Annotated in this window: 8 protein-coding genes; 2 read left to right on the forward strand and 6 right to left on the reverse strand. The window is 62.0% G+C overall.

What is annotated here, in order from left to right:
* Positions 1-157: 157 nt before the first annotated feature.
* On the forward strand, positions 158-3,004 hold the full coding sequence (locus A7X77_RS15360; RefSeq protein ID WP_064683753.1) for a M16 family metallopeptidase: 2,847 nt from the start codon (positions 158-160) through the stop codon (positions 3,002-3,004).
* 71 nt (positions 3,005-3,075) lie between these two features.
* Here the strand turns inward: A7X77_RS15360 and A7X77_RS15365 are convergent, their stop codons facing one another.
* From A7X77_RS15365 to A7X77_RS15375, 3 genes are all read right to left on the reverse strand, one after another.
* A complete protein-coding gene (locus tag A7X77_RS15365; RefSeq protein WP_064683725.1) occupies positions 3,076-3,756 on the reverse strand; it encodes a GNAT family N-acetyltransferase in 681 nt (226 codons plus the stop codon).
* Positions 3,757-3,769: 13 nt separating this feature from the next.
* Positions 3,770-4,276, reverse strand: a complete 507-nt coding sequence (locus A7X77_RS15370; protein WP_064683726.1) for a MarR family winged helix-turn-helix transcriptional regulator — start codon at positions 4,274-4,276, stop codon at positions 3,770-3,772.
* A 111-nt stretch (positions 4,277-4,387) separates the two neighbouring features.
* A complete protein-coding gene (locus A7X77_RS15375; protein WP_064683727.1) occupies positions 4,388-5,557 on the reverse strand; it encodes an MFS transporter in 1,170 nt (389 codons plus the stop codon).
* Between the two features lie 145 nt (positions 5,558-5,702).
* On the opposite strand from A7X77_RS15375, the gene A7X77_RS15380 reads away from it, so the two are divergent.
* A complete protein-coding gene (locus tag A7X77_RS15380; protein ID WP_064683728.1) occupies positions 5,703-7,211 on the forward strand; it encodes a winged helix-turn-helix domain-containing tetratricopeptide repeat protein in 1,509 nt (502 codons plus the stop codon).
* Positions 7,212-7,354: 143 nt separating this feature from the next.
* Here the strand turns inward: A7X77_RS15380 and A7X77_RS15385 are convergent, their stop codons facing one another.
* The 3 genes from A7X77_RS15385 to A7X77_RS15395 form a co-directional block, all read right to left on the reverse strand.
* On the reverse strand, positions 7,355-8,035 hold the full coding sequence (locus tag A7X77_RS15385) for a peroxiredoxin-like family protein (protein ID WP_064683729.1): 681 nt from the start codon (positions 8,033-8,035) through the stop codon (positions 7,355-7,357).
* A gap of 73 nt (positions 8,036-8,108) precedes the next feature.
* A complete protein-coding gene (locus tag A7X77_RS15390; RefSeq protein ID WP_064683730.1) occupies positions 8,109-11,354 on the reverse strand; it encodes an adenylate/guanylate cyclase domain-containing protein in 3,246 nt (1,081 codons plus the stop codon).
* A gap of 140 nt (positions 11,355-11,494) precedes the next feature.
* Positions 11,495-13,756, reverse strand: coding sequence for a bifunctional diguanylate cyclase/phosphodiesterase (locus tag A7X77_RS15395; RefSeq protein ID WP_064683731.1), 2,262 nt, complete (start codon positions 13,754-13,756; stop codon positions 11,495-11,497).
* Positions 13,757-14,075 lie beyond the last annotated feature (319 nt).

Genomic DNA, 14,075 nt, shown 5'->3' on the forward strand with positions numbered 1-14,075 from the left:
ATTAGATAATTCTAAGATTTCTATGGAGCTCCCGCGAGCCCTAACCCGAATTATCTGTGTCTTATCCATTCACACATGGAAGTTGAAGCGATATGCAACTTATGGAATGGACGGGTCAAAGCCGTTTCCTCTCTTCATGCTCATCGCCTGGATAAGAATGTCTCCCAAACAAATGGAATGCGCCGCCGCTTGGCGGTTTCTCGCGACGGTCTCCCTTGTCGCAATTTTCGCATCGCCGGCCTATGCCGACACGCCGTCCACCGCCTGGCCGCAAACGCAAAGCGACATTCAAGCCGATTCCAATGTCCATTTCGGCGTGCTCGCCAATGGCATGCGCTTTGCAATCATGCGCAACGCCACGCCATCAGGACAGGCAGCGATCCGCTTTCGCATCGGCTCCGGCTCACTGGAGGAAAACGACGACCAGCAGGGCCTGGCGCATGTTCTTGAGCACATGGCCTTCAAAGGCTCGACGCATGTCGCCGAAGGCGAGATGATCCGTATCCTGCAGCGCAAGGGCCTGGCCTTTGGACCGGACACCAACGCCCATACCTCCTATGACGAGACTGTCTATGCGCTCGATCTCCCCGAGGTCGATCCAGACACGCTTTCCACGGGCCTGATGCTGATGCGAGAGACGGCGAGCGAGCTGACCCTCGATGCCAGCGCCCTCGATCGCGAGCGCGGCGTCATCCTGTCGGAAGAGCGGCTACGCGATACGCCGCAATACCGCGCGGGGCTCGCAATCCTGAATTCATTGCTCGCCGGCCGGCGCGTGACCATGCGCCCGCCGATCGGTAAAGCCGATATTATCAGCAATGCGCCTGTAGACCTCGTCCGCGATTACTACCGGGCCAATTACCGGCCCGATCGGGCGACGCTGATCGTGGTGGGCGATATCGACCCCGCTGCCATGGAAATCGAAATCCGGCAGCGCTTCGGCGACTGGAAAGCCATAGGACCGACGCCTGCAAGTCAGGATACTGGCGCGCTGCAGGCGAAAGGCGAAAGCGCGGACGTCATCGTCGTTCCCGGCGGCATGACCAGCGTCCAGATCGCCTGGACGCGTCCTTATGACGCCGCACCCGACACCTTGGCCAAGCGGCGCACGCAGCTTATTGAAGATCTCGGCCTGATGGTGCTCAAACGCCGGGTCAGCACCATCGCCAGCAAGGCGGACGCGCCTTTCATCAGCGCGGGCGTCGGCTCCCAGGATCTCCTCGATTCCGCTCATGTCGTCCTGGTCACGGCGAATTCCGAACCGGACAAATGGCAGACGGCACTCGGTGCCATTGACCAGGAACAGCGTCGTATTCAACAGTTCGGCGTTGCCCAGGCTGAGCTCGATCGCGAAATCCTCGAATATCGCTCGGCCCTGAAGGCTGCTGCCGCCGGAGCCACGACGCGCACGACCACCGATATCGCTTCGGCGCTGGCTGGCAGCGTCGATGACAATCACGTCTTCACGTCGCCTGCCGACGACCTCTCGCTCTTCGAGAGGGTGACGAACGGCGCCACCGCGGCCGAGGTCAATCAGGCCCTGCAGCGTGCTTTCTCCGGCAATGGTCCGCAGATCGTGCTCCAGACCGCCCAATCGCCGCGGGGCGGAGCCGACGCGCTCCGGCAGGTCTATCACGCTTCCAAGGCGATTGCCGTCTCGGCGCCCTCCAGTGCAGCCGATGTCGCCTGGCCCTACACCCATTTCGGCGCGCCGGGCGCTGTGGTCGAACGCCGCGCCATCGAAGATCTCGGCCTGACCATGGTGCGCTTTTCCAACGGCGTACGGCTTACCGTCAAGCCAACCAAGCTGCGCGCCAATGAAGTGCTGGTGCGGGAGGATATCGGCCGGGGCCGGCTGGACTTGCCACATGACCGTCCCCTCCCGATCTGGGCATCGCCGGCGGTCGCGCTGTCCGGCGTGAAGGCCATGGACTACCAGGATATGCAGAAGGCGCTGACCGCCAACATCGTCGGCCTTGACGTCTCGGTAGGCGACAGCTCCTTCAAGTTCGACGGTCGTACGCGGACTGAGGATCTGGCGACGCAATTGCAGCTCATGACGGCATACACCTCCGATCCCGCATACCGCCCCGAGGCGTTCAGGCGGGTGCAGCAGGCCTTTTTGAGCGGCCTCGATCAGTATGAGGCGACCCCTGGCGGCGTTGTCAGCCGTAACCTCGGAGGTCTCGTCCACTCCGGCGATCCGCGCTGGACCTTTCCCGATCGCGCGCAGTTGTCCGCCACCAGGCCGGACGATTTCGAGGCGCTTTTCCGGCCTGTGGTGTCCAATGGCCCGATCGATATCACCATCGTCGGGGACGTGACGGTGGACGACGCCATCCGGCTGACAGCTGAAACCTTTGGCGCTTTGCCACCACGCCCGGAGGCGGCGCCGAGCAATGATTGGGGTAACGTGCGTTTTCCGGCGGCCACCGAGAAGCCCGTTATGCAGACCCATAACGGAAGGGCAGATAGCGCCGCCGCCGTCGTCGGGGCTCCCGTCGGCGATTTGCTCTCCGATCTCTCGCGCTCCTTCACCGCCAATATTGCCACCCGGATCTTCCAGAATAGGCTGACCGACCAGTTTCGTATTGCAGAAGGGGCAAGCTACGCGCTGGACGGCGACGTCAATCTGTCGAGGGAAATTCCCGGCTATGGCTACGCCTATTTCTATGTCGAGACGGATCCGGCAAAGCTCGCGCGCTTCTATGAACTTGTCGACGAGATCGCCAATGATCTCGGGTCGCATGATGTCTCTGCCGACGAGCTCGCACGCGCTCGCGAACCCATCATCGAGACACTGAAACACCAGCGGCAGGGCAACGAGTACTGGGTTGAATATCTGCGCGGCGCCCAGACCGATCCGCGTCGTTTGGACCGCATACGCAGCAATCTCAGCGGCTACGACGAGGTTACCGCCGCAAATATCCGCGAATTCGCCACAACCTATTTCAGCCCGGAAAAATTCTGGAAATACGAAGTGCTGCCGGCGGCCGTAAGGTAGTTTCTCGAACCGAAGCCCCTCAAATTGGCGGTGCTGGGGAGGAGACGCCGTCCCAGCCGTTGAGCAACAGCTCAGGCGTGGCGTTTGACCACCCGCATGTTCATATCCGAGCGAAGCGTGAAGCCTTGCGCCTTGTAGAGGGATATGGCGGAGGTGTTCCCCGCATAGACATGCAGATAGGCCGTGTCGCCGCTAGCAGCGATTTCGCCGGCAACGAACCGGAACAGCAGGGTGCCGAGGCCACGCCCTTGGAATTCGGGATGGGTGCAAAGGCCACTCAGTTCGATGAAACCGGTCTGCCGCATACGCTGCCCGGCCATCGCCACCAGACGGCCTTCGTGCCTGATCCCCCAGAAGCTGCCGAGGCTCTGGGCGCGAAGGGTGAACGGCCCGGGTCTGGTCAAGCTAGCCAGGTCAAGCATGTCGGCGGCGTCGGCCTCGGTCAGCGGCTGAATGCGGGAATCCGAAATCCTCTCATGGGGCCGCTCGGCAACCATCTGGGTCACCGGCGCCTCCATGACGACGGCAAGACCGGGTGGAATGGCAATCGGCCCGGCCTCGACGAGAAACATCTTCTCTTCGGCCGACGGCAGATTCTCCAGGGTATCGAGGCTCTCAGGGCTATCGTCGGCAGAGGCCGCGAAAGGGACGATGGAGGGCGGGTATCGCCGTGCGTAGCTGTTGCCTTCGGCAAGAGCGGCATGCGCGGTTTTGAGTGCGCTCCAGATCGGCCGGTCGAGCACGTGAATCATAGTCTTTCTCTCCCTATTGCGCGTTGGAAAGGGCGTGCGGGCCTGTAACCGTGCTCCGGCGTATGAGCGGCAGTGCCGCAAGCCTATCTTCGATGGCGGCGAGCTGCTCCAGGATCGGTCCGTCGAGGTCGCCGCAGAGATCCGCAACCGCAGCCGCAACGCGCGGCCAGATGGTTGCCTTCGAATGATCGACGAGTTCCTTTCCTTTGTCGGATAGCGACACCAATCTGCGGCGCTGATCGTCCGGCGCCGGCTGCATATCGACGAAGCCGAGTTCGAGAAGCTGCCCGATGGTCCGCGTCGCGCCGGGCTGAGTGATGCCCACCGCCTGCGCCAGCTCGCCGATCGTCAGCGGCCCGGCCCGGTCGATCGCTGCGAGGAATGGATACTGACCTGCCTGGATGGCGACGCCGGCTTCGTCGATGACCTGCTGCGTATCGGCCTGCAGTCTCTCGCCGATGCGACGCAACCGGCTGCCCAGACACAAAAGGCCAAGTGTTCGCACCACATCTTCGACCATTCAGTCTCTCCAATTGCATTGAATGTTATATAACATGTTATATATTTGCGGGCGAAATTCAAGAGTAGGAATCTCGCGGCCGAGGGACTTATCGAAAGCACGCGAGGTCCTTCATTGCTCACGCCGCCTCGCGGCCAACAAAGAAATCGCCAGGAGACAACTGAGTAGGGCGAGGGACGATGGCAACCCTTGATCTCCGAACAGCTGCATTGCCAGTCCGGCCGTGGGCGAGCCCGCCATGCCGCCGATGCCCCATGCGAAGGCGAAGGCCGCATTTCCAGCGATCAGGGCTTGACCGTTGAAACGCTCGCCGAGCTGGATCAGCGACATGGTGTAGAGCCCGAACGAGACGCCGCCCCAGATGAAAACGAGTGGCCAGATGAACCAGGTGGTGAAGGTTGACGCCAGCAGCAGGCAGCCGGAAAGACAAGTGAGGACGCAGAATAACATGGTGCGCGTCGCGCCGAACCGTTCCGCCACGCGCCCGAGCAGAATCTGCAGCACGGCATTGCCGGCAACGAAACAGGTGATAAGCGAAGCGATGCGGCTTTCAGTGCTGCCGAGTGCCGCGCCATAGACGGCAAGCAGGGAGAGCAGAATCTGCTCGAAGGCGGCGGCGGTGAAAACCGCAAACAGCAGCAGCGGCGCCCGCGCAAGGAAGCCGCCGACCGATATTGCCTCGCCTCCGCCGGGCATGTCAGGCAGGCGGAAGGCGACAACTAGCACGATCAGGCCGCAACCAAGGAAGGCCCCAATGCCGATCAGGAAGGGTGCCCAGCCTTCCGTGCCACTGAGGCCGAGCGAGAGCGGACCGACGGCAAAGCCGGCCGAAACGATCGATGAATAGAGGCCCATGATGCGGCCCCGGCGCGACGCCGGCGTGATCGCGATCAGCCAGGTCTCGCTGATGACATAGAGTGGATTGGCAAAGAAGCCGAGTAGGAAGCGCAGCGGCATCCAGGCCCAAACGTCCTGCCGCCCGGCAATCGCAATCAGGGTGAGGGCGGCCAGGATCGAACAGAGGATCGCAAGCCGCGCTGCGCCCACCCGCCGCGAGAGCACCGGAATGACGGGTGCCGATATAATGAAGCCCAAGGGCGTCATCGCTGCCGACAGACCGATCAGGCCAGAGGCCGTTCCCTGCCGCTCCAGGATGAAGCTCAGCAGCGGATAGGTCAGCCCTTGCGCCACGGCAAACACGGTCACGGTCGCGATGATGCCTGCCATCGCGGCCCAGGGGGCCCGATCGTCTCGCTGTGCTGTCGTGCTTGCGGCAGTCATACAGATCTCCTCGTCAGTCGGCATGGGGTGAGGGGGCAGAAGCCCCGCCCGAAAGAGGATAAATTCTGCGGAATAGTAGGAGCGGCGTAATTAAGCCGCTCCAAAAAGTTCTCAAAAACTTCCAAACGGACTATAGATCCGCTCTATGCAGGGATTGCGATTTGCGTTTGGTCCGTTCGTGCTTGATCCGGAGGCGGGAACGCTCCTTCGGAATGATGAACCCGTTGCCATTGGCCATCGCGGGCTGAAGCTGCTTGCGGCGCTCGTCGGGCGATCCGGCGAAATCCTTGCCAAGACCGAGCTGATGGACGCGGCTTGGCCCGGGATGTCGGTCGAGGAAGGCAACCTCACCGTCCAGATCGCGCAGCTGCGCAAGCTGCTCGGCCCCGCTGCCGACGGCGGCGAATGGATTGCAACGGTTCCGCGCGTCGGCTACCGCTTCACGGGTGCCATGCAGCGGCTGAGCGGCGTGAAGCGAAAGACCTTGCCGCTGCCTGCCAAACCATCGATCGCCGTGCTGCCCTTCCTGAACATCGGCAACGATCCCGAACAGGACTTTTTCGTGGACGGGCTGACCGAGGACCTGATTACCGACCTTTCGAGAATGCCGGGTCTGTTCGTCATCGCCCGCAACTCGGCCTTCGCCTATAAGGGCAGGGCGGTTGACGTACGGGAGATCGCCGAGGAGCTCGGCGTACGCTACCTGCTGGAGGGCAGTGCGAGGCGCGCCGCGGGGCGCGTGCGCGTCAACGCCAAGCTGGTCGACACCGTCACCGGCACTCATTTGTGGGCGGAACGCTTCGATCGTAGCATGGACGATATTTTCGTCGTTCAGGACGAGGTGACCGCCAGGATCGTCGAGGCGCTGCTCGGCCGGCTGCGCACCCCGCCGCCGCGCCATCGGCCCAGAAGTCTTGAGGCCTACGATCTCTGCGTGCGGGCGCGCAAGCTGATGGATGATTCCCCGCAGGCGGCTGAGGAGGCGCATCTGATGCTGACCCGCGCAGTCGTCCTCGACCCCGACTATGCCGAGGCCTATCGCTGGTTGGCCATGAACCACTGGATGGGGTGGGTTCATAGCGGCGGGCCGACGGAAGCGAGCCGCAGCATCGCCTTACACTTAGCGCGCAAGGCGGTTGCGATCGACCCCAACGATGCCGGCTGCCGCTGGGTGCTGGCCTACCTTCTTGCCTATGAACGCTATTTTGCCGCGGCGGATGCGGAGTTCGCCAAGGCGATCGAACTTGACCCGAACGAGGCCGATACCTTTGCGGCATTATCCGACGTTACCGTCCTAGCAGGGCGGGTCGAGGAGGGGCTTGAGCAGATTCGCAAGGCATTCCGGCTGAACCCGTTTCCGGCAAGCTGGTATTATCTCACGCTCGGCCAGGCACAATATGCGGCCGGGCAATATGCGGCCGCCGTCGAGACGTTGCGCCGCGACGAGACGTATCGCACAAGCTCGCGCCGTTTCCTGGCGGCAAGCCTTGCTCAGCTCGGCCGGCTCGACGAGGCGCAGGCGGAGACCGAACTCTTTCTTGTCGCCAACCCCGGCTTTTCCATCCGCCATTGGGCGGCGACCGAACCGTTTCGCGACGCTCGCACGCTAGACCATTTCGTAGAAGGCTACCGCAAGGCCGGTCTTCCGGATTAATCCGCCGCAGCACTCACGGCCGGCGAGCGTGCCATGGATGGCGCGGCGATGTCCGGATCTCGACAAGAGGCCGCCCGGACACGCCTTCGCCGACCGCGGGCGCCGGCTTCGCATTCCGGATCAGGTGATTTAGGGCGGCCGCTTCAGACCGCCATATTGGCCGCTGCCGACATCACTTCCCGAGGGGCGGGAACGCCGAACATATGACGGCCGGCCTCCTCGACTTCGGTAAAGCACCAGCGCACGACGCCATCGCGATCGAGCAGGAATTCGCCGACAAGCTGGCCTTCACCGGGGACGAGCATCCGTTTGTCATCCTCTGTCATTTCGTAGCCGTCGGCCCTGTCGAGAATTTCCATCGCCGCCATCGGGTTCATCGGTTCGGGAAGCTCGCCCGGCATGTCGACGCGCATCGACATCACCGTGTCCTTGCTGACCTTGTGCGGCCACTCGTTTTCGGCTTCGGTGAAGTGAACGCGCGGCAGGCCGAAGGCGCGGTGCGACACCCGTTCGGGGTCGGAGGCCGCCAGTAGGTTGGGAAGCGGATGGTAGCGGAAATAGAGGCGGGCGCGCTCTATCGGGGTATTGACGACGGTCAGGCTGTCGATGCCTTTCTCCTGCAATGCGTCGGTCAGTTCGGCCATGGCGGCGATCTGCCTGCGGCAGAAGGGGCAATGAAGGCCGCGGAAGATGCCGACGAGCACCGGCTTCTGGCCGCGAAAATCGTCGATGGCGATCTTGCCCTGGCGGGTGATCGCATCCAGCACCACGTTGGGCGCGCGATCTCCAGGCTGTAGTGGTCGATCGGCGTGGTTCTCCTGCATTGTTCGTTCCTCCCTTTATATATTTGAATCGCTTGATATATTCGATATCAGGCGATCAGCGGATGCGAACCCTTTAGTCGAGAAACGGCAAGACGACGAGCGTACCTGGATCCAGGTTGTGGCGGATGCAAACATCCTGCGCCAGCGTGAAATACCGTTCCGCTTCGTCCATATCGTCATGTTCGAGGCTCAGCGTCGCCAGGCCATCATAACACGGAAAGAGCAGTTGCGGCTCGTCAATTTCCTTAGCAACCTCAAGAGCTTCTTCGTAATACTTACGAGCTAGCTTCGGCTGCCCATGGCATTGATGAATCTGGCCGAGCACGATCAGTGGCACCGACAGATGATCGCGCTGATCGAGCGCCCGATCGATTTCGACTGCCTTTTCCGCCGCCGGCACGCCTTCGGCCGCGCAGCGATCGGTGAAGGTGCAGCAGGATACTGCAAGATTGGCGAGAAGGCGCGCCTGGAAGCCGAGATCGCCGATACGGGTTGCGACCTCCAGCCCACGGCGGCAGATGGTGATGGCGTTGGCGGGATCGACGATCGTGTAGAGAACGCCGAGATTGGAATAGGCGCGGCAGGCGGCGCTTTGCAGATCGGCCTTTTCGGCGACCGAGAGGCTGCGCTCCACTTCCTGCACGGCATCGCGCCGGCGTCCGAGGCGCGCGAGCGCCGCACCCTTGGTGTTCAACGCTTCGGCCATCGCCCGGGCTGCCTCGCGGCCGGCCTCGGTCGTTCCGTCGATCGGCAGGGTCTGCAGGCATTGCAGCGCCTGTGTCGCCCACTCGGCGGCGGCGGCCTGATCACCCATGCGGAAGGCCAGATGGCCGCGCTCCTGCAGCAGGTGGGCATGTTCGACCGGCGCATCGATCGTCGCGATCATCGCTTCCGCCGCGGCGCAATGCGTCTCCGCCTGATCGCGGCGCCCCGCATCGAGATGCAGGCGGCCGATCTTTCGCAATATCCTTCCTGCGGCGATCCGGTCGTCATTAGCGCGGTGGACCGCAAGTGCCTGCTGATAATGGCTCAAGGCATCGTCGCGGCGGCCGGCAGGGCCGCAGAGATCGGCAAGGCGTTCCAGCAGCGCCAATTGCTCCGGCGTCACCTCGGGCTCGTCAGCGAAGGCTGCGAGAGCTTGACGATAGAGGCGCATTGCATCGTCATTGGCATAGGTCTTGCGCGCCTGATCGCCCGCCGCCATCAGGTAGGCGGCGCCCTTGGCTTTGTCGGTGGTCAGGCTGAAGTGATGGCCGAGTTGCGCCAGATGCTCGGGACGCTCGGGCGCCAGGCCATATTGGCGCTCCAGAACTCGGCCGATCCTGCCATGGAGCTCCATGCGCCGTTGCAGCAGCAGATTCTGATAGATGACGTCATGCATCAATGTCTGACTGAAGCGATAGCCAGGTGACCCGCCGGCATCGGGGCCACGCAATTCCTCGACGATATTGGCATCGCAGAGATAGTCCAGTGCGGCATCGATGGCGGCCGGATCGGTGGCGACGGCGCGGAGCAGCGCGGTATCAAATTTCGGGCCGACCACCGCCGCCTCCTGCGCCAACCGTCTGATTTCCTGCGGCAGACGATCGACGCGGGCAAGCAACAGAGCTTGCAGGGTCACCGGGATGGCGACATCCGTGTCGTCCGCCGCAACATGCCAGCGCTCACCGTCATGATGCAATGTGCCCATGTCGATCAGTCCTCGCAGGATTTCTTCGATGAAGAGCGGATTGCCGCCGGCGCGGTCGAGGATGCGTTTGCGCATTGCGACCGGCAGCTTGCCATGGGCCTCGCCAAAAAAGGCGGCAAGCAGCCTCTGCCCGTCGGCAGCAGCGAGTGGGCCAAGACGCTGGACGGTGACGTTGACGCGATTGGAGTTCAGCGGGTCGGTCTGCGCTGTCGGCCGGTAGATCACAAGCAGCATCAGCCGGCTGCGCTCCAGCCGGTCCATCATGAAGCGAAGCACTTCCAGCGAAGCCGCGTCCGCCCAATGCAGATCCTCGATGACCAGCAGGAGAGGGCCTTGCGCTAGCCGCCGCTCGAAGACGGTGCGGATCGCGTAGAAGATCTGCCGCCGCAACTGCTCCGGCTCGATGTGCCGCAACGCACCGTCGGGATCACCGAGGCCGAGCACATGCAGAAAAAGCGGCAGGAGCCCGTCGATATCGTCCTGCGTCAGATCGAGTGCTCGAAACCCCGTCGTCAACAACTGTCGTGTCTTGTCGCGGTCGTCGCGCTCGCCGATCCCGTAGGCGCTGCGCACGACCGCGGCGAGGGTGCCGTATGATTGTTCGCCAAGGGGCGAGCAGGTGGCTTTGCGGATGGCAAGGCCGGGGAAACGGGTCGCATTCGCGGCGAGCCCGACGAATTCGGTGGCCAGCCGCGATTTGCCGATACCCGCTTCGCCGATCAGGCGGACAAGCTGCGCCGCACCGTCGCAGGCGAGATCCAGGCAGGTGAGCAGCCGCGACAATTCCGCATCCCGTCCGATCATCGGCGCCTGAAGGCCGAAACTTTCGAGCCCGCGCGCAGTATGCGGCGTTTCCAGCAGCCCGGTCAGCCGATGGACGAGAACGTTTCCGCTCTTGCCGCGCAAGGTCTGCGCGCCGAGACTGTCGAAGGCAAAGGCGTGACGGGTGAGGCGATAGGTCAGCGGACCGACAAGAATATCGTTTTCGCCGGCCATGGATTGCAGCCGCTGGGCCGTGTTCACCGTATCGCCGGTCACGGAATAGGATTTGGCGCCGACCGCGCCGAAGCCGCCGGTAACGACAGGGCCGCTGTTGATGCCGATATGCAGCCGCAGCGGTACCCCGGCGCGCGACTGCCAGCGTGTGCCGACCGCGGCGGCCCGGTCGATCATATCAAGTGCGGCGCCAAGCGCCCGCACCGGATCGTCCTCATGGGCAACCGGCGCGCCGAACAGCGCCAGAAGCGCGTCGCCGACGAACTTGTCGACGAAGCCGCCGTAGGCTTCCACCGCCCGGGTCATCTCCTCGAACAATTCGTTCTGCAGCACCCGCATGGTTTCGGGGTCGATCTGCTCGCTCAGCGTGGTGAAGCCGCAGAGATCGGCAAAGAGGACCGTCACCGGCCGCCGGTCGGCATCGCCGTCGGATTTCGTCGGCACGAGCTCAATAAGCGGCTTCGGCGCAGGCGGGGCTTTAGCTGAGATCGATGCACCGCATTTTGGGCAGAAGGCAAAATCGGGCTGACACGCATAGCCGCAGGCGGCGCAGGAGAGGGGCTGCCTTGCGCCGCATCGCGGACAGAAAGCAAAACCGCTTTGAATATCGAAACCGCAGCCGGCGCAGTCCATCGCTGGCATCTCACGAAACCCGATGTGCTACGGCCATGTCAGCCGGCGGGCTTCACAAGAGATAAGAATGAACCTGCTAACGAAAGCTCGCAAGCACAAACACGCGGCGAATAACGATCACCCTTTGAATGCAGCCGAGGCTATCGGCTTTTCATTGCCGTTCCCTTGCCCTTCATCCGGCAAAATTCGATCAACTGATCCGAGGTCATGGGTCGGGCCAGGGCATAACCTTGCAGCAAGTGGCAACCGAGATCTTTCAGGATCTTCGCATGCTCCATTGTCTCCACGCCCTCGGCAACGATGTCGATGTTCTGCGACCGGCCGATTTCGATGATGGAGGAGACCAGACGGCGTTGCGAGGGGGAGGCGATGATCGGCTTGATGATTTCTCGATCGATCTTAAGTCTGCGCGGCTCAAATCGAAGCAAGCTGACGATGCTGGCATGTTCCGTTCCGAAATCGTCGATCTCGATTTCAATGCCGAGCGCTTTGATTGCCGGAATGACCTCATTGAGGGCAGGCTGAAGCTCATCGAAGGAGATCGTTTCGAGCAGCTCGAAACACAGGCGACCCTTTGCTGCGGGAAGCGCGGAAAGCTCGCCGAGCAGATTTGTCTGCGCCAGCCGGCGCGCTGAAATATTGACTGAAACCCGTGGGATTTGCATTCCCAAACCGTCCCATCGTGTCAGCTCGAACAGCGCCTTTTGCAGGATCAGCCTGTCCATGTCGCCACTGCGCCCCAGTCTTTCCGCAGCATCGAGAAACGCGTTCGGGCCGAGCAGACCTTTTCGCGGATGATCCCAGCGGGCGAGCGCTTCGACGCCTGCGATCTCGAGCGTGTTTGCATTGAACTGCGGCTGGAAGAATGCAACGAGTTCATCGCGGTCGAGCGCTTGATTGAATTCATCCGCCAGTTCTTTTGAATGAACGGCGGCGCTGCGAAGCTCTTCGGTGAAAACGGCGGCGCGGCCGCGGCCGCCTTTCTTCGCCTCGTACAGAGCCAAGTCGGCATTCAGAAGCAGCTGACCGAGATCCCGGTCGCGAGCGCGTTCAGTCTCCCAGGCGACACCGACGCTTGCGCCGACCACATAACCGGCTCCGTCGATAAAGATGGTCTGCTGCAGCGTGTCGACAATCCGCCTGGCCAATTCGATTGCTTTAGGCTCGGGATTACTGCTCCAGCTGGCGAAGACGAACTCGTCTCCGCCGATGCGCGCCGCGACGTCGTTTGGGCCGGTCAAGTCGGCAAGCCGCGAAGCCGTTGTTTGCAGGACCATGTCGCCGCCGGCGTGCCCCTTCGTGTCGTTGATCTCTTTAAACCGGTCAAGGTCGATATGGATAAGGATCAGGCGGTCTTGCGGATCGGGCCTTGGCGGCTGCGAGATCATCTGGTCGACAAACCGCCGATTGGGTAGCCCGGTGAGGGCGTCATGCAGTGATAGGTGCTCCAGCCTCTGTCGCGCTCGTACAAGCTTGCTCTTGTGAAGGCGAAGTTTCTCGATGGTCTTCTGGCGCGATTTGGTCAAAATGCCGACCCAGACGATCGGCGCGACGACACACAAGGCCAACAGACTGGCATAGAGCTCAAAAGTGCCGATGCCGTTGTTCTGGCCCCATCCATGCCTGGGAATTGCGGCGATGGACCACCGGCCGTACGTCATATCGACGGAGGCGACGACCGGTTTCTTCCCAAAAGTTTCCAGGTTGCCAAGAAAGACCTGTTTGGCCGAAGTCGGCTCCGGCGTCGTGCTGATAGCGATCTCCAGGTCGGTCGAAGTGAGACCGCTATCCCGGTATAGCCTCGGAATATCGATGATTCCCGAAAGCAGACCCCAAAAGATCTGGCTGTTTCCGTCGTCGATATAAACCGGGCACCTGACAACGAAAGCGGTTCCGCCTTGGACAAGCTCCACCGGGCCAGTCAGGACGATATTGTGTGTGTTACGCGCCAGCATCGCGGCGGCCCGTTGCTTCTCATTTTTACGGTAGTCGAGTCCGATGGCCCTTTCGTTTCCTTTTTCCGGATAGACCCACTGGACCACCATGTCGGGCGCTGCAGCGAAGCTTCGCAATTGTGACTCTGGCTGCAGAATCTGCGCGGCAAGTTTGGAAAATCTGCTCTGGCCCATCGCCGGATCGACCGCGATACCCGCCGCCAAACCTTGCAACAGCTTCACATTGCTATTGAGGTTCGTCTGCAGTCGAGATGACATCGTCGCAAGCTCGCCGGCAACAACCGAGCGTTCGTCGGCCAACGACCGCTCAAGCCGCCAGTTCGTTGCCACCCAGACGACGATGGCTGCGATAATGGCCGCAAATAGTGCCGGAGCGAATGCGCTCGCATGGCTCAGCAGGGAGCCCGCGAGTCTGCGAATTATCTTTGTATTTCTTCGAAACTTCATCAGGTCGCCGGTGTGAATGACAGGCTTGCATCCTTGCACAGTTTCTTTAAGGCAACGCTAAACCGTCGATCCGATTGCCGGAAAGACAGTCGGGAATATGGTCAGTCGGGACGCACGGGTGCGTCCATCTTTCCGGTGCCGGGAGGTGGGCGAGGAGGCGAGACTGTCGCATCTCTAACTGGCCCAACTGTCGCATTACTAAATAGCCGTGTGAGTTCATGTTGAAGCGCGACTTGCGGGGTCGGCCAAACTAACCAGCATAACGAATCTGCGCGAGCAGTTTCTTTCGAAAGACCTCTGCCGGCGTTCGATAGCCAAG

Source organism: Rhizobium bangladeshense (genome assembly GCF_001662075.1).
In the GTDB taxonomy this organism is placed as follows: domain Bacteria; phylum Pseudomonadota; class Alphaproteobacteria; order Rhizobiales; family Rhizobiaceae; genus Rhizobium; species Rhizobium bangladeshense_B.

What these genes read in the sequence shown, in the direction of transcription:
- A7X77_RS15360 (WP_064683753.1), top strand. Translation starts at nt 158, where the DNA reads ATGTCTCCCAAACAAATGGAATGCGCCGCCGCTTGGCGGTTTCTCGCG.
- A7X77_RS15365 (WP_064683725.1), bottom strand. Translation starts at nt 3,756, where the DNA reads ATGATTCACGTGCTCGACCGGCCGATCTGGAGCGCACTCAAAACCGCG.
- A7X77_RS15370 (WP_064683726.1), bottom strand. Translation starts at nt 4,276, where the DNA reads ATGGTCGAAGATGTGGTGCGAACACTTGGCCTTTTGTGTCTGGGCAGC.
- A7X77_RS15375 (WP_064683727.1), bottom strand. Translation starts at nt 5,557, where the DNA reads ATGACTGCCGCAAGCACGACAGCACAGCGAGACGATCGGGCCCCCTGG.
- A7X77_RS15380 (WP_064683728.1), top strand. Translation starts at nt 5,703, where the DNA reads ATGCAGGGATTGCGATTTGCGTTTGGTCCGTTCGTGCTTGATCCGGAG.
- A7X77_RS15385 (WP_064683729.1), bottom strand. Translation starts at nt 8,035, where the DNA reads ATGCAGGAGAACCACGCCGATCGACCACTACAGCCTGGAGATCGCGCG.
- A7X77_RS15390 (WP_064683730.1), bottom strand. Translation starts at nt 11,354, where the DNA reads ATGGACTGCGCCGGCTGCGGTTTCGATATTCAAAGCGGTTTTGCTTTC.
- A7X77_RS15395 (WP_064683731.1), bottom strand. Translation starts at nt 13,756, where the DNA reads ATGAAGTTTCGAAGAAATACAAAGATAATTCGCAGACTCGCGGGCTCC.